Here is a 22,883-nt window from a genome sequence, read left to right on the forward strand (position 1 = left end):
CGCGTTATATTCCACGCCACCGGCGCGAAATGATTGCGACATCAGGGCGCGCGATCATTCATGGTGCGGCTCAGGCAAGCGAAATGATTGCCTCGATCTCGACTTGTGCCCCTTTGGGCAGCGAGCTGACCTCATAGCAGGCTCGGGCTGGAAAAGGATTTCGGAAGAAGGTTGCGTATATCTTGTTGATGTCAGCGAACCGGGAAAGGTCCGTGAGCAGGACGGTCGTCTTGACCGTCTTCTCGATGCTCGATCCCGCCGCTTTCGCGATCGCCGCAATGTTTTTCAAGCATTGTTCTGCTTGTTCGACAGGATCGTCGGAAACGAACTCTCCGGTGGCCGGATTGATCGGGAGCTGCCCCGAGACGAAGAGCAGATCGCCCACCTTGATTGCCTGCGAAAACGGGCCGATTGCGCCCGGAGCTTCAGACGTCGTTATTGCCTCGATCAATGATGCCTCCATCCTGTCTTGCGTTGAATAATGGCTCAGCGGTAACGGCTGATTGCCAGATCGGCCGCGTCGATTTCCGGCTTGCGCCCACTGACCAAATCGCTGATCAGACGCGCAGAGCCGCAGCTCATGGTCCAGCCGAGCGTGCCGTGGCCAGTGTTGAGGAAAAGGCCGGCAATCTTCGTCGGGCCGATCACCGGCGTACCGTCCGGCGTCATGGGCCTCAGCCCGGACCAGAATGACGCCTTCCGCAGATTGCCGCCTGGGAAAAGGTCGGTTACCGAATGGTCGAGCGTCCGCCGGCGGGCATCGCCAAGATCGTTGGTATAGCCCGAGATTTCAGCCATGCCGCCGACGCGGATACGATCGCCGAGGCGGGTAATCGCAATTTTGTAGGTTTCGTCCATCACGGTCGATTCCGGTGCCCGTGATGCATCGATGATCGGGATCGTCAGTGAGTAGCCCTTGACCGGATAGACGGAAAGCCGGATGCCAAAGGGCCTCAGCAGCAGTGGCGAATAGCTGCCAAGTGCGACGACGATCGCATCGGCGCTCATATGCCCGCGGTCGGTCATGACGCCGCGAACCTTGCCGCTCTGGACATCGAGCCCCTTGATCGTCGTTCCGTATTGGAACCGGACGCCGAGTTCGCTTGCCCTTGCGGCGAGGGCATTGGTGAACTTGAAGCAATCGCCGGTCTCGTCCTTAGGCGTCAGCAGACCGCCGACGATCTTTTCGCGGACATGGCGGAGCGCCGGCTCCACGCGAATGCATCCGTCGCGGTCGAGTACCTCATAGGGAATGCCGTCGGCTGCAAGAGCCTTGACGTCCTTTGCCGATGCATCGAGCTGTTGCTGCGTTCGGAACAACTGCAGCGTGCCCTGCATGCGCTCGTCATAGGCGATGCCGGTCTCCTTGCGGACCTCGGCCAGCGAGATGCGGCTGTAGTCGGCAAGGCGCAGCATCCGGCTCTTGTTGATCGCATAGCGTTCCGACGTGCAATTGGACAGCATCTTGACGAGCCAGGACAGCATGGCGCGATCGAGCCGTGGACGCAGGATGAGCGGAGCATGTTCCATGAACAGCCACTTCATCGCTTTCATCGGGATGCCTGGTGCGGCCCAGGGCGAGCAGTAACCGAACGAGACTTCACCTGCGTTTGCGAAGCTCGTTTCCAGGGCGGGTCCTTCCTGACGGTCGACGACGGTGACCTCGTGTCCTGCCTTGGCGAGTTGGTAGGCGCTGGTTACGCCGATAACGCCGGCGCCGAGTACGATGACTTTCATAGTTTCCTCGATGGTGGTCTGTTGCTCAGCGATACCGACGTTCGTAGCGACGGCCGAGGCTGGTCAGGAGTTCATAGGAGATGGTGCCGGCGGCTTCGGCGACGTCCTCAAGCGTCTGGTGAGGGCCGAGGACTTCGACGAGGCTGCCAAGCGAAAGCGTGCCGGAGGGGAGGGCGGTGATATCCACGGTAATGCTGTCCATCGAGACACGGCCGACAATCGGCAGACGAACGCCACCATAGAAAACGGCTCCTCGATCACTGAGACTGCGCGGCAGCCCATCGGCATAACCTGCGGCGATCGTGGCGAGCCTGCTCTCGGCAGAAGTCACGCGGGCGCCGCCATATCCGACGCGCGTGCCCGCCGGAACTGTTCTCGTCTGGATCACGGCGACATCGAGCCTGACGATCGGCTCCATTGGATTGGCTTTGCCACGAGTGGGCGCTCCGCCGTAAAGCGCGATGCCGAGACGGGCCAGAACCCCGTGATACTCGCTGCCTAGAAAAACGCCTCCCGAATTGGCGAAGCAGACATCAAGGCCGGGAAATTCGGTCGCGACAAGACGCATTTCCGCGAGCTGATCGGCATTCTGCCTGTTGTCCGCCTCGTCGGCGCAGGCGAGATGGCTCATGATGAAAAGGACTTCGATGTTGCTGCAGCTCTTGAGATCGGTTGCGAGTGCGCTTCTTTCTTCCGGCGAGATGCCCAAGCGCGACATGCCGGTGTCGAACTGCAAAACGGCGGGAAGAACGCGTCCGAGCTTCTGAGCCGTAGACGACCACCGCCGGAACTGCTCAAGCGAGTTGAGAACCGGAACGATGTCGGCCTCGGCACAGCCAATCTCCGATCCCGGCTGCAGTCCGTTCAGCACGAATATTCGCGTATCGTTTGGGACAAAGGGCCTGAGTTGGATCGCCTCCGAAAAGTGTGCAACAAAGAAATGCCGGCAGCCTTGCGCATAAAGGGCCTTGGAGACCTGTTCGGCGCCAAGACCATACGCATCAGCCTTGACGACGGCTGCGGCTTTTGCGGGCGCGACCGTCGCCGAAAGCTTCCGGTAATTTCGGCACAATGCGGGAAGGTCGATGGTCAGATAGCCGGAAGCCCCGATACCGGCTTCGGTCTGCTGATAGTCTACATGCAGAGTCTGATGATCCATATGCACCCCCTCGGACATGCGAGAAGATATTGAAATATTCTTTGAATATCCCGCCTATTGCTGATCGTTTGTTTCAATGCATGATATTCAGTCGAATAATCTGCGAAAAAATGGAATATTCTGCATGGCAGCGATTGACGCGATCGACCGCAATCTCCTCCGCCTGCTGCGGTTGAACGCACGCATGAGCAATGCGCACCTGGCGCAGGAAGTCGGCTTGTCCCCTTCGGCCTGCCTGCGGCGGATCAAATTGCTCGAGGAGGCTGGCATCATCCGCGGCTATACGGCCCTGGTGAACAGCGGCAGTTCCGAGGATACGATCGCGGTGATCATAAACATCACATTGGAGCGGCAGACCGAGGAACATCTCGACCGCTTCGAGGCAGCGGTGCGAAAGCATCCCGAGATTCGTGAATGTTTCCTGATGACCGGCGGCTCGGACTATTTGCTCAGGGTGGAGGTGGCAGGCGCGGGTGAGTTCGAGAGAATTCATAAGGAAATTCTCTCGACGTTGCCCGGCGTCCTGAGAATTCATTCCAGCTTTTCAATTCGAAACGTCCTGGCTACCCGGACCAGGGGGCGACGTTGATCCCATCTGGCAGATCGGCCGGTTGATTATCTGGTAAGCAAGATCGCCAGTTCCGCCCGCTTCATCCTGGAACTTGTTCCGCCGCTGCGCCGCAGATCATATTCGTCGTGCAGAGGGGGAATGTCCTGAACATCCCTTATTCGAATACGTTGTGCCCAACGCCATTGAATGTCCGAGCCAGTCAGGCACTTTTGCTGATGTGCAATAAACTCAAGCCGTAGTGAATTTTTTTGCACAGTCGCGATCGCTATATCGATGGTAGACAGTATAGCATCATCGCTTTTAAAGGCGAATTCGCCAGCTTGGTAATTAAAAATAGAGAGATGAATAGGCGACTTAGATAGAGGCTATGTCGTCTTGAGAATAACCGCGCTCTTATGCGGGAACTGCGGCGCAATTGGAATCCTGCCCGCGGAGGAATGGGCAAGAGAGACTTAACCCAGGAGGAGACAGACTATGAGCAGGAACAGAGGCGTCGTCTACATGCGGCCCGGCAAGGTCGAGGTCCGCGACATCGACGACCCCAAGCTGGAGGCGCCGGACGGTCGCCGTATCGAGCATGGCGTGATCCTCAAAGTGATTTCCACGAACATCTGCGGCTCAGACCAGCACATGGTGCGCGGCCGCACGACGGCAATGCCTGGTTTGGTGCTCGGCCACGAGATCACGGGGGAGATCATTGAAAAGGGTATCGATGTCGAAATGCTGGAGATCGGCGACATCGTCTCCGTGCCGTTCAACGTGGCCTGCGGGCGCTGCCGCTGCTGCAAGTCACAGGACACCGGTGTCTGCCTTACTGTTAACCCTTCGCGCGCTGGTGGCGCCTACGGTTATGTCGACATGGGCGGCTGGATCGGCGGGCAGGCGCGCTACGTCATGGTGCCCTATGCGGATTTCAATTTGCTGAAGTTCCCCGATCGCGACAAGGCGATGGCTAAGATCCGCGATCTTACTATGCTGTCCGACATCCTGCCGACAGGTTTCCATGGCGCGGTGCGCGCGGGCGTCGGTGTCGGCTCTACGGTCTATGTGGCGGGCGCCGGTCCAGTCGGCCTTGCCGCTGCCGCTTCGGCGCGCATCCTGGGGGCGGCCGTTGTCATGATTGGCGACTTCAACAAGGATCGCCTGCAGCATGCTGCCAATGTCGGCTTCGAACCCATCGATCTCTCCAAAAGCGACAAGCTAGGTGACATGATCGCCCAAGTGGTCGGCACGAACGAAGTGGACAGTGCGATTGATGCGGTCGGCTTCGAGGCGCGCGGCCATGCGGGCGGCGAGCAGCCAGCGATCGTGCTCAACCAGATGATGGAGATCACACGCGCAGCAGGCTCGATTGGCATTCCAGGGCTCTATGTGACGGAAGATCCTGGCGCTGTCGACAACGCGGCAAAACACGGCAACCTGTCATTGCGCTTTGGTCTCGGTTGGGCGAAAGCGCAGTCCTTCCACACTGGTCAGACGCCGGTGTTGAAGTACAACCGTCAGCTCATGCAGGCGATTCTGCACGACCGGCTGCCGATCGCCGATATCGTCAATGCGAAGATCATTGCACTCGACGATGCCGCTCAGGGTTACGAGAGTTTTGACCAGGGCGCGGCGACCAAATTCGTCCTCGACCCGCATGGAGACCTGCTGAGGGCTGCCTGAAGTAAAACAGATTGCCACGGCGGAACATTGTCCGTCTGCGATATGAGCCAGGAAGCAGGCTTTGCGTGGCACGATGATATGGAAGCTCAGGCCTAGTCTGAGCTTCTATTCAAAGCAGTCGACTACATCCTCATTTGGTTGAGCTAGGTCGATGCTGCGACGTTTGACCTGGGGTCGCACGCCTGCCGTCAGTGATTTGTGTAACACGCATCGGCCGTGAGATTTGTGCCGCCGGACAAGGACATCAGTAAATCTGGCACGACGGTGATGAATTGATAGGTGATTTTTACTTGCGAGAAGCCTGCCAAGCCATGGCAAGTGGCGTCGTGATCGAGCGTGACCGATGCGTCGTCCAGCCCTACGAACCAGCCGGTAGCCGTACTGCGTGCGAAGGCTGCCGCCTTCGACGCACTGTAAGTCCCGCCATCTTCGCATTCCGTCTGCGGAATGCCCATGCATCGCGCCGTTGCAATCGCCGTGTCATGGAGGGCATGGCTCGTCCAGAGCAATCGGCCGAGCTCGATCATGCCGAACAGCATGAGGAAAAAGACTGGCGCAACCAGCGCGAACTCCACCGCACTAGCGCCGGAACGCGACTGCCAAATTTTTCGGATAGCGCGCTTCATTGTGTCCGCACGATCGCGCTGGCGTCAATAAAGTCGCCTTTCACAAGGCCGTAGCCGGAGAACAACGGCGTATAGGCCTGTTTTACCATGACGGAGACAAACCGGCCCGCCCGCCCGCCATCGGGGCAGGACGAACCACAGGATTGCTGCGAGCCCCAATCAAGCGACGACGCGCTGCCGCTCGGACAGTAACAAGCATCGGCTTGGCTGACGTTGCCGCTGATCACAATTTTCGCACCATTGTAGTTGGCGACTGCGCCGTTATTCACATTTACTGATGCCTGCGTATCGCCCGCCGCGTATTCGCTGGCGATCATGGTGGCGATTTTCGTTGCCAGATCGCTGCCATCCTTGCCATCGACCAGATCAGCATTGACCATCGCATAGCTGGCACTGTCGGAAACCGTAGCTTCTAGCTGAAAGCGCGAGAATATGAGCATGCCGAGATCAAGGCTGCCAGCCAAGATGAGGATGAAAACTGGCGCAATCAGTGCAAATTCGACTGCTGCATTACCCGAGATATCTCGCAGAAAATGTCTTAGGCCGGCTCGAAGCTGGAGAGCTTTTTTCCCGGCTACATGGATGAAAATCATTGAACCAATTCCACCTCGCTACTGGTGGCCGACAGAGTGCATTCCGACATCGTTTGTGAACCACCGGACAATGAAATACTTGCGCCAATCAATTGCAGGCAGCCGGTTGCGGCATCACCGATCTGGCCGCCGCCGCCGAAATCGATCAGCCCTTTTGGAAAATAGAACGCGCCGGAAATCTTACCTCTGCCGCCGGAGGTGATTTCCGCGTCTGCATAAGATTTCGATGATTGCGGGCCGATAACCGCAAGATTGGCGTAGGTGCCGCTCTGCGGGGCAGAAAGTGTGATGGCATTGCCGCCAGTCAAACAGAATGCCTTTCCTTTGCATTCCCAATCGGAGGGCGTTTCGGTCCCCGAAATGACGATCGTGACATTTGTCCCGGAAACGGCGATGGAATCGCTGCAGCTAGCGCCCCCGGTATTGACCGAGAAATATCCGTCGACCGTGTAGACCCCGGCACCCAGCCTGGCGCCGCCCGCGAGGTTGACGCTGCCCGATATGTCGTGCTGTGCGCTTGCGGGAAACGTGATGCAGCTACCACCGCCGCCGCCATTGATGTCGCCGTCGGCGCGGAAAACACCCTTGCCCGTACTGGCATCCGCCATATAGGTGGTCGAGCCGCCACCCACGCCCATCGCGTTGTCGCCGCTGGACTGGCCGATGGTATAGCTGTTGGCCGTTCCGGCTCCGAGCTTCAGGCTAGCGCCATCGCCCGTGTAGAAGCCGGCGTCCAATATGAAGGTGCTGGGTCCGTCGATGACGGTTTTTCCCGAACTGCACAGGCTGTAGCGCGCATCGCCGCAATTGGTGTCGCCCATTCCGAAGTGAAAGGAACCGGCGCCGAATGTCAGATCGGCGCCGTAAACGCCTCCTGCAACATTGTAGGTGCCGTCCCCGAATACCAGCTTCGTGCCGAAATCATTCTGGATCTTGCCCGAGAAGTTGTAGGTCGTGTTTTTGCTGCCCGAAATATTGAATTTTACCTGAACGTTGCCGTGAACCAGCAGGGAGCCGATATTCACCTCAGACCCGGAGCAGGTGATGTCCCATTTGGTTGTCCAATATTGATTGTAGTTCGCAGGATCGTAGCTGCAGTCGATGGATGTTATGGCGTCTGCGGTTTGCTTTGGGGTCGCGTTGCCGCCAAACTCAATGTTGGTACCCGTGCTCACGGAGACCTTCTTTGGCCACGACGCCTTGCGGATGGTATCGAAGCGTGCGGTAAGTTCGGCTACTCCGGAATTTCCCGAGAGAGGATCCTCTGTGTATTGCTTGGTGACGGGCGCCGCACTTCCATCTGCCTGCACGAGGTTGGTAGACCAAGGGCAAGGCTGCGACGTACCGCCGTAATAGGTCGTACCCTTATTGGTGATCTTCGTTCCGCAGGGGGCGACGACATCACTGTTGGAGTTCACGTAGCACTTGCTTGCGCTGACCTGCACGCCGCCCGAGAGAGTGACGCCCGATCCGGATTTGTCCAAGGCGATGATGCAGCCGCTCTCCGCCGAACCTATAGATGAATAAGCTTCAGCCCCGATTTCGAGCTTTGAACTGACGCCGAGAACGGGTGCGAGAAAAAGTGTGTTCGCGGTGGAGATGGTGGCATGCACCGCCTGAACGCGCGCGTCCTTCGGAGAGGTTGTCAGCGAAACGGAAACGCTGCCGGCATCGACACCGTTGAGCTTCGCCACGGCAAGCGCTGCCGCTTTCATCTCGTCTTCCGAACTCGTATCACTATAGGCGAGCGCGCCGGCATAGGAGGCAAGATCCGCCGTGCGCTGGTTTTCGTTGCGCACCAGAAGCCCGTATCCGTACTCCACGGAGAGAGCAGCAAAGCCGATAACAATCGGCAGGCATAAGGCTGCCATGATCGCGATACCGCCGTCCCGGTTCCGGCAAAGCGACCGCAGTTGATGCAGCGCGATTTTCATTGACTCGTCTCCGTTTGAACGATGAGCTTCAAAAAGTCGGGCAGGAGGTACAATCGCAGGTGTTGAGCGGTGGAGATTTTCGCTTGCGCTGACTAACTGTCGGGTATTTCTTAACAAAACCCTTTGTTTCTGCTGCGCCGCACCATTGCCGGCGCGATGCGGATAATTATGCCGAAAACGGATAGAATTTCTCGAAGGCCCGGCCATGCAGCATCGATAGGGCCAGTCATCACCTCGCCTTCGCGGGGCGAGACGCTGGACGCGCGAACCGGCTCCCCTCAGGGCGCACCGACCGTCTATCGCTCTGCCGGCGAGGTGTCGAACTCATTCCTGCAGGGAATGATCTCTTGTACATAATGAGATAGTCCGTTCACCGACGCAGCGATATCGTGCTGAAAAACTGCTAACTTTAGGAAGATCGGCGCCGATGTTGAATGATCCGAAATCGCATGGACTGTGGGAAACATCAGCGCCGCCCGCCCCGATCACGGAAGAGCTGAACGATGATGCTCACGCAGACGTTGTTATTGTCGGCGGAGGCTACACAGGATTTTCGGCGGCGATCCATCTTGCAAAACTCGGGATAAAATCAGTTCTGCTTGAAGCGGTGGAGGTCGGGTTTGGTGGCTCCGGAAGAAATGTCGGGCTCATCAATGGCGGCATGTGGGTGATGCCCGACGACATACCCGGCGTCCTCGGTCCAGAATATGGAGAGAGATGTCTTAAGCTCCTATCGGATGCGCCTGTACTCGTTCGCCAGGTTATTGAAGAGCATGAAATCTCATGCCAGTTGGAAAAGAATGGGACGCTTCACCTCGGCGTCGGGCGCAAGGGTCTGGAAGAGCTCGAGACCCGTCACCGCCAATGGACCGCGAGAGGAGCGCCGCTTCAACTTCTCGATAGCGATGAGACACGGCGCCGTACCGGCTCGGCCGTGTATTCCGGCGCACTTTTCGATCCGAGGGCCGGTACGCTTCAACCTCTTGCTTATGTGCGTGGCCTGGCACGCGCGGCGATCGCGTCAGGCGTCAAAGTCTATACGAAGAGCCCTGTCTTGGCGGTAGAGCGCCGGGCAGATGATTGGCGGGTGGCGACGCGTCGGGGTTCCGTGACTTGCAAATGGATCGTCGTAGCGACCGACGCTTATTCGACCGGGCCGTGGAAAATCGTGCGCGAGGAACAGGTTCATCTTCCCTATTTTAATTTCGCCACGAAGCCGCTTTCCGACAATGTGCGTAAAACGATCCTTCCGAATAGGGAAGGATGCTGGGATACGAAGGAAATTCTCTCGTCTTTTAGAATGGACCAGCGTGGCCGGCTTGTTTTCGGCAGCGTCGGAGCGCTTCGTAACACGGGACGTGCAATTCACGAGTCCTGGGCAAAGCGGTCATTGAAACGGGTTTTTCCCCAGCTTGGCGATGTCGAATTCGAAAGTGCCTGGTACGGGAAAATTGGCATGACCTCGGACGCAGTTCCGCGGTTCCATAAGTTTGAAAACAATGTGGTGGGCTTCAGCGGATATAACGGACGAGGCATTGCGCCTGGAACGACCTTCGGAAAGGTCTTGGCGTCTTACATTGCCGGCAATATCGATGATGCAGGCTTGCCACTGCCGATTACCGAACCAAAGTCCGATCCCTTGCGCATGGCGAAGGAGGCGTACTACGAAATGGGCGCGCAGGTAGCACATCTGGCAGGAGCGCGCTTGTAGGAGGGCATGGGTGCAAGTACCGCGAAGATTTTTGCCTTCACTGCCACTGCTCGCTGCTTTTGAAGCGGCGGCTCGTACCGGGAGCGTAACCGCGGCAGCCAAGGAGCTCAATCTCACCCAGAGTGCCGTTAGCCGGCAGATTCGCGCTCTGGAGGAGCAACTCGGTGTGGAGCTCTTTCATCGAGAGCGCCAGACGATCAAGCTCACCGTCGGAGGTGAGGGCTATGCGCGCGAGATCCGGGACGCGCTGCGTAAGATCAGCAGCGCATCGTTGAACCTGCGGGCAAACCCGTATGGAGGGACGCTGAACCTTGCAATATTGCCAACATTCGGCACCCGATGGTTGGCGCCCAGACTACCGGACTTTCTCGCTGAAAATCCTGGAATTACCGTCAATCTCGTCACAAAGATCACGGCGTTCGATTTTCGGTTGGAGCCGGTGGACGCTGCGATTCATTTCGGCGCCGCGGAATGGCCAAGCGGCGAGCTTGCGTTGCTTCGCCAAGAAATCGTCGTTCCAGCATGCAGTCCGAAGCTGCGTGAACAATACAATTTCACGGAGCCCTCGGACATCCGAGCAGCGCCATTGCTCCATCTGACCAGCCGCCCTGATGCTTGGGAACGCTGGATGATGATGAACGGGGTTACGCCGGATTCGGTTCACGGCATGCTGTTCGATCAGTTCGCAACGGCAACCCAAGCCGCAATAGCAGGCGTGGGGGTGGCGTTGCTGCCAAAGTTCCTCATTGAAGAGGAACTCTCTCAAGGCAAGCTGGTCTATGCTCTCGATCTCCAGATGAAGAGCGCCGAGGCGTACTATCTGGTATGGCCTACCGACCGCGCCTCGCACCCGCCGCTGCTTGCCTTCAAGAAGTGGATATTGGCGCAGACCGCCGCCGATCGATGAAAGTTCATTCCTCGTTGGAATAACATCTGACCTATTGCTTGATAGAAATACAAGCACATCGAAGCGAATACTCCTCAACAATCATGATCTCGGAGAATGACCGAGCTCGTAGCAGACTAGAGGAGGCCATCATGGCGATCGACCACGTGCACCCAGATGATGTTCGGACCCGTTTTTCGCGGGCCATGTCGGAGATGTACCGCACGGAGGTGCCGCAATACGGAACTCTCATGGATCTGGTCGCTGACGTGAACGAAGACACGCTCGCGAACGATCCGGGGCTCCACGACGCGCTTGTTCGCAATGACGAGCTCGATCGCCTGAGCGTCGAACGCCATGGAGCTATTCGCCTTGGCACGGCGGACGAGCTTTTCAATATTCGCCGGGTGTTCGCCGTCATGGGCATGTATCCGGTCGGCTATTATGATTTGTCGGTGGCGGGCATACCCGTTCATTCGACCGCTTTTCGGCCTGTAGACGACGAGGCTCTTCGCCGCAATCCGTTCCGAGTCTTCACCTCCCTGCTGCGCCTGGAACTGATAGCCGACGAAGTATTGCGTGCTGAGGCAGCGGAAATCCTTTCTCGCCGCAAGATCTTTACCGACCGTGCCCTTTTCCTGGTCGATAAGGCGGAAATGGACGGCGGACTTGCCAGCGAAGATGCGGATGAGTTCGTCCGGGAGGTCTTGGAAACGTTCCGTTGGCACAGCGATGCCACCGTCACCCTCGCCACCTACAAGCGCCTGCATGATGCTCATCGGTTGATCGCGGATGTCGTCAGCTTCAAAGGGCCGCATATCAACCACCTCACGCCTCGGACGCTTGATATCGATGCTGTTCAGGAAGGCATGCCCAAGCGCGGCATCAGTCCGAAAGCAGTCATCGAGGGTCCGCCGCGTCGACGGTGCGCCATTCTTCTCCGCCAGACGAGCTTCAAGGCACTTGAGGAGAACATCAAATTCAAACCAGCCGCAGATGGTGGTTCGTCCGGAACGCACACGGCGCGGTTCGGCGAGATCGAGCAGCGAGGCGTAGCCCTGACGGCCAAGGGCAGGAAGCTGTATGACGAGCTTCTTGCGTCTGTTCGTAGTGACGTTCAAGTGGCGTCGACCGGTGGCAACTCGGGAGATTACAACAGCCAGCTCGTCGAAACGTTCAGGCAGTTTCCCGACGAGTGGCGTGAGTTGCGCACGAAGGGCTTGGCGTTCTTCCGGTATTCCGCGACCGAAACCGGATTGAACAACGTCGCCGGTGGTCGCCTTCCGTCGAACTTGGATGCGCTGATCGACGCCGGATACGTCAGATTCGATCCGATCGTCTACGAGGATTTCCTGCCGGTCAGCGCTGCGGGGATCTTCCAGTCCAACCTCGGCACCGATGTGCAACAGAACTATTCGGAGAGCTCGAACCGGGTAGCGTTCGAACAAAGTCTGGGTGCCGCCGTCCAAAACGAACTGGATCTTTACGCCGATGCCGAACGACGCTCGCTCGACCTAGCCTACGAAGTCCTGGGGCTTGGGCAGCCGGCCCAACGCCTTATCGCGTAGGGCGGCAGCAAAGCCACGCAATCGATGCGCAACAATACAGTTTCAATGTAAAAGAGAAAAAGGGAAGCAAATGTCGACAGCTCTCGCTCACCAGACAGCCGGCACATCCATTCAGTCGCTGCAGGCCGAAACACACCAGCTCTTGAGTGAACTCGGCGTCACCCCCCAAGCCTATGCGGATGGCGAGATCCGTGCTCGCACGCCCATCACCGGCGAGACCGTTGGCAATGTCAAGTATATCCCGGCCAGCGAAGCATCCGCCCGCGTCGCCAAAGCCCATGAGGCCTTCCTCGCTTGGCGGAATGTGCCGGCTCCCAAGAGGGGCGAACTCGTTCGACTTCTCGGCGAGGAGCTGCGGGCCAACAAGCAGGCACTCGGACGCCTGGTTTCCATTGAGGTCGGTAAGATCACATCCGAAGGTTTGGGCGAAGTCCAGGAGATGATCGATATCTGCGACTTTGCCGTCGGTCTCTCCCGTCAGCTATACGGCCTGACGATCGCCACGGAACGCGCCGATCACCGGATGATGGAAACCTGGCATCCGCTCGGGGTGATCGGTATCATTACCGCCTTCAACTTTCCCGTTGCCGTCTGGGCGTGGAACGCGGCACTCGCGCTCGTCTGCGGCAATAGCGTCGTCTGGAAGCCCTCCGAAAAGACCATGCTGACTGCGCTCGCGACCGAGGCAATCTTCAACCGGGCGCTGGAACGCTTCAAGGCTGAAGGGGGAGAAGCCCCCGAAGGACTCGCGCAGCTTCTCGTCGGTAACCGCGAGGTCGGCGAGATACTCGTGGACGATCACCGGGTTCCGCTGGTGTCCGCGACGGGCTCCACCGCCATGGGGCGGGCCGTCGGCCCCAAGCTTGCCAATCGCTTCGCGCGGGCAATTCTCGAACTCGGCGGCAACAATGCTGCCATCGTTACTCCCACCGCCGATTTGGATCTGACGCTGCGCGGCGCCGCGTTTGCGGCAATGGGAACGGCGGGGCAGCGTTGCACGAGCCTCCGGCGGCTTTTTGTGCACGAGAACGTGTACGACCAGCTCGTCGATCGGCTGAAGAAGGCATACTCCTCCGTCACCGTCGGCAACCCGCTGGATGGCAATCTCGTGGGACCGCTCATCGACAAGGCCGCCTTCGATGCCATGCAGGCCGCGCTTCAATCCGCCAAGAATCTGGGCGGCGAGGTATCGGGCGGAACGCGGCACGATGTCGGCCAGGAAAACGCCTATTACGTTCGGCCTGCCCTCGTCGAAATGCCCCGGCAGGAAGGGCCGGTCGAGAACGAGACCTTCGCACCCATCCTCTACGTCATGAAGTACCGCGACTTCGATGAGGTCTTGAAGCTTCACAACGCCGTCCCACAAGGACTTTCCTCGTCGATTTTCACCAATGACATGCGCGAGGCGGAACTCTTCATCTCGGCACGCGGATCGGACTGCGGTATCGCCAACGTCAACATCGGTCCTTCCGGCGCCGAAATCGGTGGTGCTTTCGGTGGCGAAAAGGAAACCGGTGGCGGCCGCGAATCCGGATCGGACGCGTGGAAGGCCTACATGCGTAGGGCTACCAACACCATTAATTATGGCCGCACCTTGCCGCTCGCCCAGGGTGTCAAGTTCGACGTCGAGTGAGGGGCCGCGATGAACAGTGTAGCTCAGACCACAAGCTTCAGGCCCGCGGACCGGCTGTCGCAGATCGGTGTGTCGGAAATCCTCAAAATAACGGGGCTCGCGAACGAACTTAAGCGCCAAGGCCGCGACGTGATCGTCCTTGGCGCCGGCGAGCCCGACTTCGACACGCCGGAAAACATCAAGGAGGCGGCGGTCCGGGCGATCGCCGCCGGCCAGACCAAATATACGGCTCTCGACGGGACAGCCGAACTCAAAGCTGCGATACGTCACAAATTCAAGACCGAGAATGGCCTGGAATTTGAGCAGAGCGAGATCACGGTCGCGGCCGGTGCGAAACAAGTGATCTATAACGCGATGATGGCCACGCTCGATCCGGGCGATGAGGTGATCATTCCTACGCCGTTTTGGGTGACCTACGCTGATATAGTGATCATTGCCGGCGGCAAGCCAGTTCTTGTTCCATGCAAGGAAGAGAACGGGTTTCGCCTTTCTCCGGAAGACCTCGAAGCAGCCATCACGCCGAAGACCCGCTGGCTGATGCTCAACTCGCCGTCAAACCCATCTGGTGCGGCCTACTCCGAGGCCCAATATCGTCCGATCCTCGACGTTTTGTTGAAGCATCCGCAGGTGTGGCTGATGGTCGACGATATGTATGAGCACATTGTTTACGGCGACTTTCGGTTCGTTACGCCGGCGGCGATCAAGCCAGAGCTTAGAAACCGCACGCTCACTATCAACGGTGTCTCCAAGGCCTATGCAATGACCGGCTGGCGGATCGGATATGCAGGCGGCCCCGCGGCGCTCATCAAGTCCATGGCGGTGGTCCAGAGCCAGTCGACGTCCTGCCCATCCTCGATCAGTCAAGCCGCTGCCGTTGAAGCTTTGACCGGGCCGCAGGACATCCTCCTTCAGCGTCGCAAGTCCTTCGAGGAGCGCCGTGACCTGGTCGTGAAGGCTCTAAACAATATCGAAGGCATCACCTGCCGGGTTCCGGAAGGCGCATTCTATACATTCTCGAGCATCGCCGGGCTTGTCGGTCGAAAGACGCCGGAGGGACGAGTGGTCGAAAGCGATTCCGTTTTCGCTGACTACCTCCTTCGAAGCGCAGAGGTGGCGGTCGTTCCGGGTTCGGCATTCGGTCTCGCCCCATATTTCCGCATATCCTATGCGACCTCGCTTGCGGAACTCGAAGACGCTTGCAAACGAATTGGCGCTGCCGTCGCGAAACTTCGACCTGAAGGCCGGTAACTCCATACCGAACCTTCAGACAGGTCTCCGGTCCTTCCGGCTACCGCACGACGACGGCCGTCAGGCCTTCTCCGAGATCCGGATGCGGCACGCCGATGATAGCATCGCGCGGCCATTCGCTGTCAGATGAAAATGACTGCGAAGGGTGCGGGGGTCCCGTTTGGCAATCACCAAAAACTCGCCGACTGCGTCCAAGACATTGAGCTCGCGCAGCACGAGAGCATGCTCGACACCAAGTCGCTTCGAAAACGTTCGACTGTCCGAGGCGATGTCGAGCGCACAAGCGACGAGCAGTGCGCCCTGCAGTCCGGTGAGGTGTTTGTTCACCTGAACGAGATTTTCGACCAGATCGAAAAATATCTGCGGCTCGGTCGCGATGTCGTTCAAGATGCCTCGCGGGTCCGCAACGACACCATGATCGATTTCGATGTTGGCGTGTCGCTTTCCTCGCCGGCGCTGGCGAGCGGTACCAGAACGTTCAGCTCCGGATAATAGCCGGCGATGCTGCCACGCGGAATATCGTAGGGGACGAGCCGGAAATCCGCTGCTTTCCGCTCCACGCCGTCGTTGTATTCGCCGATGACATCCACGCGCTCGCCACTCCCGGCGCCCAGCGCAGCCAGGTCGTCGGGGTTGATGAAAATTACCTGCCGTTCGCCGTAGACGCCGCGATAGCGGTCGTCGAGACCATAGACCGTCGTGTTGTACTGGTCGTGCGAGCGGAATGTCTGAAGTGCGAAGCGTCCACCGCCCTTGCGCGCCCGTTGATGGACCGTTTCCTCCGGCAGGCTGCCGGAAGAAAAGGTCGCCTTGCCGGCTGTCGTATTCCACTCGCGATGCGCCGCACTGTTGCGCAGATGAAAGCCGCGCGGCTTGCGCAGACGCTCGTTATAGCGCTCAAAACCGGGAATCGTCGCCTCGATGTGGTCGCGGATACGATCGTAATCGTTGGCGAGCCGCCCCCAATCCACATGGGTATTGCCGACGGTGGTGGCCGCAATGCCGGCGATGATGGCGACTTCCGAGAGCAGGTGCGGCGACGCAGGGCGATTGATGCCGGCCGAGCCATGAACCATGCTCATGGAATCCTCGACGCTTATGAGCTGGGACTGCCCGTTCACATTCAGATCCATTTCCGTGCGCCCCAGGCAGGGCAGAATGAAAGCGATTTCGCCCGGCATCAGATGCGAATGGTTCGGTTTGGTCGCGATATGAACCGTAAGCTTCAGGTGACGGAGTGCCTTCTCCACGAGCGCGCTATCGGGCGTCGCCCGGGCGAAATTGCCGCCGAGGCCGATGAACGCCTGGGCCGATCCGTCGAGCATTGCGCCGATCGCCGCCAGGACATTGTGTCCGTGTTCCCGCGGTACCGCGAAGCCGAACTCCTTCTCCAGGGCAGCAAGAAAATCCTCCGACGGCTTTTCGTTGATGCCGACGGTGCGGTCGCCTTGAACATTGGAATGGCCGCGCACCGGGCAAAGACCGGCACCGGGTTTGCCGATATTGCCGCGCAGGAACATGAAATTGGCGATTTCGCGGATCGTCGCGACGGAATGCACATGTTGCGTCACACCCATCGCCCAGGTGCAAATGACGCGTTCGGCATTGATGTAGACGGCCGCGGCCTGCTCGATCTCTGCGCGGCTCAGACCGGATTGGTCCTCGATGTCGGCCCAGCTCGTTGCCTCCACCGCGGCGCGATAGTCTGCGAAGCCGGCGGCATGCTCGGCCAGAAAGGCCTGATCCAGTATCGACGGTAGGCCGGCGGCGATTGCCGCATCATCGGCCGCAAACACGGCCTTGCTCATGCCGCGCACGGCAGCCATATCGCCGCCGAGCTGCGGTTGAAAATAATGGCTGGCGATCTCGGTCGATCCGCCGCGCAACATCTCCACCTTGTCCTGCGGATCGGAAAAGCGCTCCAAGCCCTTCTCGCGGACCGGGTTGAACACGACGACCCGAGCGCCGCGCATTGCGGCGCGTCGGAGATCGCCGAGCATGCGCGGATGGTTGGTGCCCGGATTCTGCCCGATCACGAAGATTGCGTCCGCTTCCTCGAAATCTTCGAGGAGCACGGTTCCCTTGCCGACGCCGACTGCCTGCTTCAAGGCGACGCCGCTCGCCTCGTGGCACATGTTGGAGCAATCGGGAAAATTGTTGGTGCCGTAGAGCCGCACGAAGAGCTGATAGAGGAAGGCTGCCTCGTTGCTCGCACGCCCCGACGTATAGAATTCGGCGCGATTGGGATTGTCGAGGCCCCTCAGCACCGAGCCGATTTCGGCAAAGGCTTCCTCCCAGGCCACCGGCAGATAGCGGTCGCTTGCCGCGTCGTACCGCATTGGATGAGTCAGGCGGCCGTTCAGTTCAAGCTCATAGTCGCTGAGGCGCCGCAGCTCCGAAACGGTGTGGGCGGCGAAGAAAGCGGGGTTGGCACGCTTTTCCGTCGCCTCCCATGCAACGGCCTTGACGCCGTTCTCGCAAAATTCGAACGAAGAACCATGTTCTGGATCGCCCCAGGCGCAGCCCGGGCAATCGAAACCATCAGGCTGATTGGCACGCAGCATCGCGCGTGCACCCGAAAGCGGCGCTCCGCTTTGCAACAGTCGCTTGCCGCAGCTCTTCAGCGCGCCCCAACCGCCGGCCGCCGATGACTTTTTTCCAATAAAATCAGTGCTCATGACGCATCTATTTGCTGCGGCGCAGCAAAGGTCAAGATTACTTACCTAATGGCTTGATAGAATTTTCCTATCGGTGATCGCAAGTGTGCTTCTGGGGTTCGACAACCACATCGCACATTGGCGCCTTCAAGGCTCGGATGCTGTCAACACTCTTGACTGGCGAGCGCCGAACAACAGGACGACAGCGGCAAAGAGAGCGACCAAGGAAGCAACGTGGAGCACGGTTCGAAAGCCGTAGGCCTGTGCGATGATCCCCACCGCCGGGCCTGCGAGCACGCCGCTAATCATCAGCGTATTCCAGTAAATTGCGGTGGCACGCGCCGGACGGCCTTCGGCGTAGGACTGCACAAAACTGATGCCAAGACTTGCATAGAGCCCATAGTAGAGCCCCTCCATTGCCGCACCGGCCACCATCTGCGGAAAAGTCTGGACCGACGCCAGAACCTGGATGGCGACAACGGCTAGCAGCGTCGTGGCCATCAAGGGCTTCCGAATTCCAAACCGGGCCATCAGAAGCGGGGTTGAAAAAATCGCGAATACTTCGACGAAGGTTTTTACGGTGAAGGCCGTCCCCGGCGCATAGCCGGGCAGCCCGACCTCCTGCACGTAGAAAAGAGGCAAGGTCGAAAACGTCAGGGAGTGCGCGGACGACAGGCAGAACACAAATGTTGCAGCCAGCCAAAGTCCGGGATTTGCGTTACCGCCCTCACGGTTTTCCGGGACGCTTTCCTTGGGCTTGGCCGTAGCATTTTGTGGCTTCACACACCACCAAAGCGCCAACCAGACGAGTCCGAGCAAGACGCAGCATCGGAAGACCGCGGCCTTGCCGAATTGATCTGCGACGAGAAAGGAGACCGCCGGTCCGACCATCCAGGCCGTGGATGTCGTGGCACGCATGAAGGCGTTAAGCCGGCGATTTTCGATCTGGTGCTTCGCGGCCAAACCGCCGCCAAGGCTGAACATCGTCGATACGGCGCTGGTGCTCACCCCGAACCCGATCACGCCGAAGGTCAGCACCGTCCAGAGAGACGGAATGATTGACAAAGAAAGGTTCGCCGAGAGGTAGCCGGCCAAGGCGATCCCGATCAGCGGAAAGGCATTTTTTCCACGGTCGATACGACCGGCAAACTGACGATTGATAGCAATCGCCAAACATGACAGGGCGCCCGCATAGATGCTGATCGTCCACGGGGGCTGTTTCAGACCTTCGACGATGAAGAAGCCCATGAATGGCGCGATCATCGCGTTGCAGACTGTTCCCACGAACAATAGGAGCAGAAAGGGAAGCAGAGCTTTTAAATGAGGGCGAGCCATGAGGACCAATGCGAGCTGATGGGACGCTCTGCATCGCACGGCTTAAAGTTCTAGGCAATCGCGATGCTTCGGCAGCTTTCGCCTATCCGTAAATCAAATGGCTGGGCTCCAATTATTTGCGACGATCGGCGATCAGATAAGGTTCGGACATGCGTTGCCTGCTGTCATCGCAACTGTTTCTTATGGCGTTATACGTTCGATTTCTGACTGACATTCGCCGGCTTAAGCCTGACAGCAGTATTGGTTCCGGCCGGCCGCATTGAATTATCGATATTCGAATGGGCTCAGGATGCTGACCATCCTTGTTCCCGCTGGGTTTTTTATTCCATTGCTATTCAGCCCCCGAGAGGCGAAATGAGTGTTGAAGCCGCGCCCGATACAGACGGGCAGCCATTGTTGTTTGATATCGCCGCTTTTGCCTCACCGCGGCAGGGATTCGAGCGGTTATGTGAGCTGATTGTCGACATCTGCGACGCAACGATGCTGGGCGAGCCGGAGAATTTCCGCTTCGCCGCCAGTACGTTGCATCTTGGCAGCGCGTTGTTGCTGGAAAGTCGGTCGAGCGCCTTGCGCTATAACAGGACGCCTGAGCACGTCGCGCGGGGCCTCGACCATTTTCAGCTCGTCATGTATCTCGGCGGTGGCGCTGAATTCATCGCTGGCGAACACACCTTTCTGCAGCGAGCGGGCGATGTCTCGCTGATCAATATGAGCAAACCCCTCCTGACGCGGGAGATTCCGGGGGATGACGGCGTCGTCCAGGTTTTGAGCTTCATGCTTCCTCGGCCCCTGCTTGCGCCTCTGTTCGCTGCGATCGAAAACGTTCCGACGATCGTCGTCGCGAGGCGCGATGCCGCTTTTGGAACGTTGCTCGGCGAACATATGCTGACGCTGCGGCGTTGCGCGACGCAGCTCACGCAGGCGGAGCGCCAAGCAGCAGCACAATCGCTGGCGCAACTCGCCGCCGGCGGCATGGAGTGGCGCGCTGACAACGCCGACCCTCTGCCACGCTTATCGCAAGAAGCGCTGCGAACCCGGATCAAACGGCACATCGAGGAAAATCTCGGCACGGACTCGCTTGACGTGCCGAACCTTTGCCGCCGCTTCGCCTTGTCGCGCGCAAGCCTCTATCGCCTGTTCGCACCGCAGAGCCCGGCGAGCTACATTCAGCAGCGCCGGCTGCATCGCGCCTTCGCCATCCTCGTTACGCCAGCGTTCCGCCCTTGGCGGGTCATCGACGTCGCCATCGAATGCCAGTTCAGCTCGGACGCGACCTTCATCCGCGCCTTTCGTCGCGAGTTTGGCATCACGCCCGGCGAGGCGCGAGAGCGCTCGCTGCGGACCTCCAACGCGCCTCGCGACGATCACCCGGCCGAGCCGCATCCCGATGCCGAATCGGCGCGCTGGGTGGCTCAGCTCACGGGCGCCATGCCGCAACTTTCGGCGCTTCGCGGCGACCGCAAGCCGTAGTGGGCCGGTAGACGGGCCAATTGCCTCCGCAATAATTCGAAGCTTGAAGCCAACAAAAAAGGCGCCCGAGCGGGCGCCTTCAAAAGGTGGTTTCCGGCGCGCGCGATCAGTTGGCGGCACCCATGCCGGCCTGCACCTCGACGATCGCCTGATTGACCAGATCGATCGCGTTGAGGCGGTGGCCCCCCTTGTTGGTCGCGCCCTTCTGCAGCGATGATTTCGCCGCAAGCAGCGAGCTGAGTGCCGACTGCATATAGGGCTGATTGGCGCCCCATTGGGCTTCGGCATGGCTCGGTTGCAGGACGATCACCGCGCTCGAAGCAAAGGCCATTCCAAGGCAAAAGGCGATCGCCGTACGGCGCGGCAATAAAGACAAAGATTTCATCAAGGACTCCATTAAATCTAAATTTCGTGGCGAGAGATCAATCACTTACGTCGCGCAAGATACGTGGGCGGTAATGAAGGGCAATCACTGGAGCGCATATTTGTGAGGCCAGCAATGAAATTGATACGCTCAGAAAACTTCGCTGAGACGCTTGGCAAATACTTGATGTATTATCGCTCAACCGAAGGCCGGCGATGCGCGTATTTACCCAAGAAGGTTTTAATATCGTCGGGCTGAGCCGCCTTCCCTCGGCGCTTCGCGGCGAACGGAAACATTAGCCGTTCGCCTAGAGGAATGAGACGGTGCGCAAGGCGCGATGGGACATACGGCAAAGCCGCCGTTCCCATCTTCCGCTAGCGTCCATGCTTTCCAACGCAAGGAGATCAGCGTGAACGGGATCGGCATGGCTATTTTTGGAGCGCTAGGCGCAATGTTTTTGCTGAGCGCGGCCCCTGCTTTCGCGGAGGACCAGGTCGGTCTGTTTTATCGTTGCGACGACGGCACGGCCTTGACGGCAAGCTTCCTGAATTCAAGCAACGAGGCCCTCATCACGACAGGCGGGCGCAGCTACCGCTTGCCGCAGGCGAGATCCGGTTCAGGCGCGCGCTACACGGATGGCAGCGTGGTTTTCTGGATCAAGGGCAGAGACGCGCAACTGGAAGCGCCCGGTCGATCGACCAACTGCCACACGCGATAAGTCCAAGCATCAATCGAGAAACTGATATCACCGCCCTCTGCGAAGCTGCGGGGCATTTGACATGGGTTGAACACATGACCGCATGCCTGCTTTCCTACGCCAACGACAAGGATCATTTCGCTAAGCGCATGGCCATTCGTGGCATCGAAAATGCACTTGGCCGCCGCGCGGTGGAAAAAGTCTTTGAACGCTGGCGCGTCGATGTTCACGGTGTTTCTCAACATCCGTTCGGTCGCATACTGGAAATGTACGGCATCGACTTCCGCATCAAGGGCGAGTGGCCGATGCGAGAGATACCCGATGGCCCGATCGTGATGGTCGCCAATCATCCGTTCGGCGTGGCCGATGGCATGGCGCTCGGCGCCATTGCCGAACATTTCGGCCGGCCCTATCGGGTGATCGTCAACGAGCGCATGATGAAGGTGCCGGAATTTCGGCCCTATATCCTGCCGATCTCTTTCGATGAGACCGCCGAGGCGATGGAGGTTAATCTCTCCACCCGCAATGAGGCGATCAGGCTGCTGCGCGACGGCGTCACGATCGGCATTTTCCCCTCCGGCGGCGTGGCAACAGCGCCGCGCGGCTTCGGGCCGGCCGAGGAACTACCGTGGAAGATGTTCCTGGCGAAACTCATTCAGATGGGCAAGGCGAATGTGCTGTCGATCTTTATCGAAGGGCAGAACAGCCTGCTTTTTCAAATGATGAGCCGCGTATCGCCGACGGTGCGCCTGGCACTGCTGTTCAACGAATTCCACCGCCTGTCGCAGCGATCCATCACCGCTCGCGTCGATTGCCTGATGCCCTGGAGCGAGCTTGCCGCCATCCGCGATCGCAAGGCAGTGATGAATCATATCCAGCAAAGGGTTATCGCCATGCGGCCCTATGACCGGCGGCGCCTGTCTCCGGCTGCGCTGCGGGCCCAGCAACAACACTGGCTCTGGCGTGAAGGCGGCATCAGCACCGGATGGGAGATAACTGGCATTTCCAAGTGAAAGCCATAGTGCCGGG

Annotated in this window: 20 protein-coding genes; 10 read left to right on the plus strand and 10 right to left on the minus strand. The window is 58.9% G+C overall.

Translation table 11 applies throughout. From position 1 onward, the window contains the following. Nucleotides 1–70 precede the first annotated feature (70 nt). Genes N2601_RS20225 through alr form a run of 3 tightly spaced genes read right to left on the minus strand, consistent with a single transcriptional unit; the run spans nucleotide 71 to nucleotide 2,896 of the window. On the minus strand, nucleotides 71–451 hold the full coding sequence (locus N2601_RS20225; RefSeq protein WP_260304631.1) for a Rid family detoxifying hydrolase: 381 nt from the start codon (nucleotides 449–451) through the stop codon (nucleotides 71–73). A 35-nt stretch (nucleotides 452–486) separates the two neighbouring features. Beyond that, complete coding sequence (locus N2601_RS20230) at nucleotides 487–1,737, minus strand: D-amino acid dehydrogenase (protein WP_260304632.1); 1,251 nt, start codon at nucleotides 1,735–1,737, stop codon at nucleotides 487–489. A gap of 25 nt (nucleotides 1,738–1,762) precedes the next feature. Beyond that, nucleotides 1,763–2,896 (minus strand): alanine racemase, encoded by a 1,134-nt coding sequence (gene alr / locus N2601_RS20235; protein ID WP_260304633.1) that lies wholly within the window; start codon nucleotides 2,894–2,896, stop codon nucleotides 1,763–1,765. A 124-nt stretch (nucleotides 2,897–3,020) separates the two neighbouring features. Here alr and N2601_RS20240 point away from each other — a divergent pair, with 124 nt between their 5' ends. Beyond that, nucleotides 3,021–3,485, plus strand: coding sequence for an Lrp/AsnC family transcriptional regulator (locus N2601_RS20240; protein ID WP_260304634.1), 465 nt, complete (start codon nucleotides 3,021–3,023; stop codon nucleotides 3,483–3,485). 456 nt (nucleotides 3,486–3,941) lie between these two features. Further along, a complete protein-coding gene (fdhA, locus tag N2601_RS20245; RefSeq protein ID WP_104826064.1) occupies nucleotides 3,942–5,132 on the plus strand; it encodes a formaldehyde dehydrogenase, glutathione-independent in 1,191 nt (396 codons plus the stop codon). A gap of 188 nt (nucleotides 5,133–5,320) precedes the next feature. On the opposite strand, the gene N2601_RS20250 is transcribed toward fdhA, so the two are convergent. The 3 genes from N2601_RS20250 to N2601_RS20260 are packed head-to-tail and all read right to left on the minus strand — an operon-like array spanning nucleotide 5,321 to nucleotide 8,285. Continuing rightward, nucleotides 5,321–5,758 carry a TadE/TadG family type IV pilus assembly protein gene (locus tag N2601_RS20250; protein WP_260304635.1) on the minus strand — a complete coding sequence of 146 codons (438 nt, stop codon included), beginning with the start codon at nucleotides 5,756–5,758 and terminating at the stop codon, nucleotides 5,321–5,323. Next, nucleotides 5,755–6,351 (minus strand): TadE/TadG family type IV pilus assembly protein, encoded by a 597-nt coding sequence (locus N2601_RS20255; protein ID WP_104826066.1) that lies wholly within the window; start codon nucleotides 6,349–6,351, stop codon nucleotides 5,755–5,757. Before N2601_RS20255 ends, N2601_RS20250 begins: the two co-directional genes overlap by 4 nt. Then, a complete protein-coding gene (locus tag N2601_RS20260; RefSeq protein ID WP_260304636.1) occupies nucleotides 6,348–8,285 on the minus strand; it encodes a TadE/TadG family type IV pilus assembly protein in 1,938 nt (645 codons plus the stop codon). The genes N2601_RS20255 and N2601_RS20260 overlap by 4 nt, the downstream gene beginning before the upstream one ends. Nucleotides 8,286–8,712: 427 nt before the next feature. Between N2601_RS20260 and N2601_RS20265 the strand changes: the two genes are divergently transcribed. The 5 genes from N2601_RS20265 to N2601_RS20285 all read left to right on the plus strand — a co-directional run bounded on the left by N2601_RS20265 (nucleotide 8,713) and on the right by N2601_RS20285 (nucleotide 15,331). Beyond that, nucleotides 8,713–9,996 (plus strand): NAD(P)/FAD-dependent oxidoreductase, encoded by a 1,284-nt coding sequence (locus N2601_RS20265; RefSeq protein ID WP_260304637.1) that lies wholly within the window; start codon nucleotides 8,713–8,715, stop codon nucleotides 9,994–9,996. Between the two features lie 10 nt (nucleotides 9,997–10,006). Continuing rightward, entirely contained in the window at nucleotides 10,007–10,903 is an 897-nt protein-coding gene (locus N2601_RS20270) for a LysR family transcriptional regulator (RefSeq protein WP_104826068.1), read from the plus strand. Between the two features lie 131 nt (nucleotides 10,904–11,034). After that, the gene (gene hglS, locus N2601_RS20275; RefSeq protein ID WP_260304638.1) at nucleotides 11,035–12,450 is read left to right on the plus strand and encodes a 2-oxoadipate dioxygenase/decarboxylase HglS; all 1,416 of its coding nucleotides are present in this window, start codon (nucleotides 11,035–11,037) and stop codon (nucleotides 12,448–12,450) included. A gap of 70 nt (nucleotides 12,451–12,520) precedes the next feature. Next, the gene (gene amaB / locus N2601_RS20280; protein ID WP_260304639.1) at nucleotides 12,521–14,083 is read left to right on the plus strand and encodes an L-piperidine-6-carboxylate dehydrogenase; all 1,563 of its coding nucleotides are present in this window, start codon (nucleotides 12,521–12,523) and stop codon (nucleotides 14,081–14,083) included. Nucleotides 14,084–14,092: 9 nt separating this feature from the next. Next, nucleotides 14,093–15,331 carry a pyridoxal phosphate-dependent aminotransferase gene (locus N2601_RS20285; RefSeq protein ID WP_260304640.1) on the plus strand — a complete coding sequence of 413 codons (1,239 nt, stop codon included), beginning with the start codon at nucleotides 14,093–14,095 and terminating at the stop codon, nucleotides 15,329–15,331. A gap of 60 nt (nucleotides 15,332–15,391) precedes the next feature. Here the strand turns inward: N2601_RS20285 and N2601_RS20290 are convergent, their stop codons facing one another. From N2601_RS20290 to N2601_RS20300, 3 genes are all read right to left on the minus strand, one after another. Continuing rightward, nucleotides 15,392–15,718 carry a hypothetical protein gene (locus tag N2601_RS20290; RefSeq protein ID WP_260304642.1) on the minus strand — a complete coding sequence of 109 codons (327 nt, stop codon included), beginning with the start codon at nucleotides 15,716–15,718 and terminating at the stop codon, nucleotides 15,392–15,394. Continuing rightward, the gene (locus tag N2601_RS20295) at nucleotides 15,715–18,009 is read right to left on the minus strand and encodes an FdhF/YdeP family oxidoreductase (protein WP_260304643.1); all 2,295 of its coding nucleotides are present in this window, start codon (nucleotides 18,007–18,009) and stop codon (nucleotides 15,715–15,717) included. Before N2601_RS20295 ends, N2601_RS20290 begins: the two co-directional genes overlap by 4 nt. A gap of 126 nt (nucleotides 18,010–18,135) precedes the next feature. Next, on the minus strand, nucleotides 18,136–19,323 hold the full coding sequence (locus N2601_RS20300; RefSeq protein WP_260304644.1) for an MFS transporter: 1,188 nt from the start codon (nucleotides 19,321–19,323) through the stop codon (nucleotides 18,136–18,138). Nucleotides 19,324–19,677: 354 nt separating this feature from the next. On the opposite strand from N2601_RS20300, the gene N2601_RS20305 reads away from it, so the two are divergent. Further along, entirely contained in the window at nucleotides 19,678–20,793 is a 1,116-nt protein-coding gene (locus N2601_RS20305; protein WP_260304645.1) for an AraC family transcriptional regulator, read from the plus strand. A gap of 106 nt (nucleotides 20,794–20,899) precedes the next feature. On the opposite strand, the gene N2601_RS20310 is transcribed toward N2601_RS20305, so the two are convergent. Next, nucleotides 20,900–21,178, minus strand: coding sequence for a hypothetical protein (locus N2601_RS20310; RefSeq protein WP_104826074.1), 279 nt, complete (start codon nucleotides 21,176–21,178; stop codon nucleotides 20,900–20,902). Nucleotides 21,179–21,608: 430 nt separating this feature from the next. On the opposite strand from N2601_RS20310, the gene N2601_RS20315 reads away from it, so the two are divergent. Together N2601_RS20315 and N2601_RS20320 are read left to right on the plus strand one after the other, a co-directional pair. Then, a complete protein-coding gene (locus N2601_RS20315; RefSeq protein ID WP_245464144.1) occupies nucleotides 21,609–21,875 on the plus strand; it encodes an MliC family protein in 267 nt (88 codons plus the stop codon). Between the two features lie 74 nt (nucleotides 21,876–21,949). After that, nucleotides 21,950–22,867: a 1-acyl-sn-glycerol-3-phosphate acyltransferase gene (locus N2601_RS20320; RefSeq protein WP_260304646.1), complete on the plus strand. Its 918-nt coding sequence runs from the start codon at nucleotides 21,950–21,952 to the stop codon at nucleotides 22,865–22,867. The last annotated feature ends 16 nt before the right edge of the window (nucleotides 22,868–22,883 follow it).

This window comes from Rhizobium sp. CB3060, from assembly GCF_025200735.1.
Classification (GTDB): Bacteria; Pseudomonadota; Alphaproteobacteria; order Rhizobiales; family Rhizobiaceae; genus Rhizobium.

Excerpts from the sequence above, each read along its gene's own strand:
- N2601_RS20300 (WP_260304644.1), bottom strand. The coding sequence starts at position 19,323 with ATGGCTCGCCCTCATTTAAAAGCTCTGCTTCCCTTTCTGCTCCTATTG.
- N2601_RS20230 (WP_260304632.1), bottom strand. The coding sequence starts at position 1,737 with ATGAAAGTCATCGTACTCGGCGCCGGCGTTATCGGCGTAACCAGCGCC.
- N2601_RS20310 (WP_104826074.1), bottom strand. The coding sequence starts at position 21,178 with ATGAAATCTTTGTCTTTATTGCCGCGCCGTACGGCGATCGCCTTTTGC.
- N2601_RS20295 (WP_260304643.1), bottom strand. The coding sequence starts at position 18,009 with ATGAGCACTGATTTTATTGGAAAAAAGTCATCGGCGGCCGGCGGTTGG.
- N2601_RS20305 (WP_260304645.1), top strand. The coding sequence starts at position 19,678 with ATGAGTGTTGAAGCCGCGCCCGATACAGACGGGCAGCCATTGTTGTTT.
- N2601_RS20250 (WP_260304635.1), bottom strand. The coding sequence starts at position 5,758 with ATGAAGCGCGCTATCCGAAAAATTTGGCAGTCGCGTTCCGGCGCTAGT.
- N2601_RS20315 (WP_245464144.1), top strand. The coding sequence starts at position 21,609 with ATGTTTTTGCTGAGCGCGGCCCCTGCTTTCGCGGAGGACCAGGTCGGT.
- amaB (WP_260304639.1), top strand. The coding sequence starts at position 12,521 with ATGTCGACAGCTCTCGCTCACCAGACAGCCGGCACATCCATTCAGTCG.
- hglS (WP_260304638.1), top strand. The coding sequence starts at position 11,035 with ATGGCGATCGACCACGTGCACCCAGATGATGTTCGGACCCGTTTTTCG.
- N2601_RS20320 (WP_260304646.1), top strand. The coding sequence starts at position 21,950 with ATGACCGCATGCCTGCTTTCCTACGCCAACGACAAGGATCATTTCGCT.
- fdhA (WP_104826064.1), top strand. The coding sequence starts at position 3,942 with ATGAGCAGGAACAGAGGCGTCGTCTACATGCGGCCCGGCAAGGTCGAG.
- N2601_RS20265 (WP_260304637.1), top strand. The coding sequence starts at position 8,713 with ATGTTGAATGATCCGAAATCGCATGGACTGTGGGAAACATCAGCGCCG.
- alr (WP_260304633.1), bottom strand. The coding sequence starts at position 2,896 with ATGGATCATCAGACTCTGCATGTAGACTATCAGCAGACCGAAGCCGGT.
- N2601_RS20285 (WP_260304640.1), top strand. The coding sequence starts at position 14,093 with ATGAACAGTGTAGCTCAGACCACAAGCTTCAGGCCCGCGGACCGGCTG.
- N2601_RS20240 (WP_260304634.1), top strand. The coding sequence starts at position 3,021 with ATGGCAGCGATTGACGCGATCGACCGCAATCTCCTCCGCCTGCTGCGG.
- N2601_RS20260 (WP_260304636.1), bottom strand. The coding sequence starts at position 8,285 with ATGAAAATCGCGCTGCATCAACTGCGGTCGCTTTGCCGGAACCGGGAC.
- N2601_RS20255 (WP_104826066.1), bottom strand. The coding sequence starts at position 6,351 with ATGATTTTCATCCATGTAGCCGGGAAAAAAGCTCTCCAGCTTCGAGCC.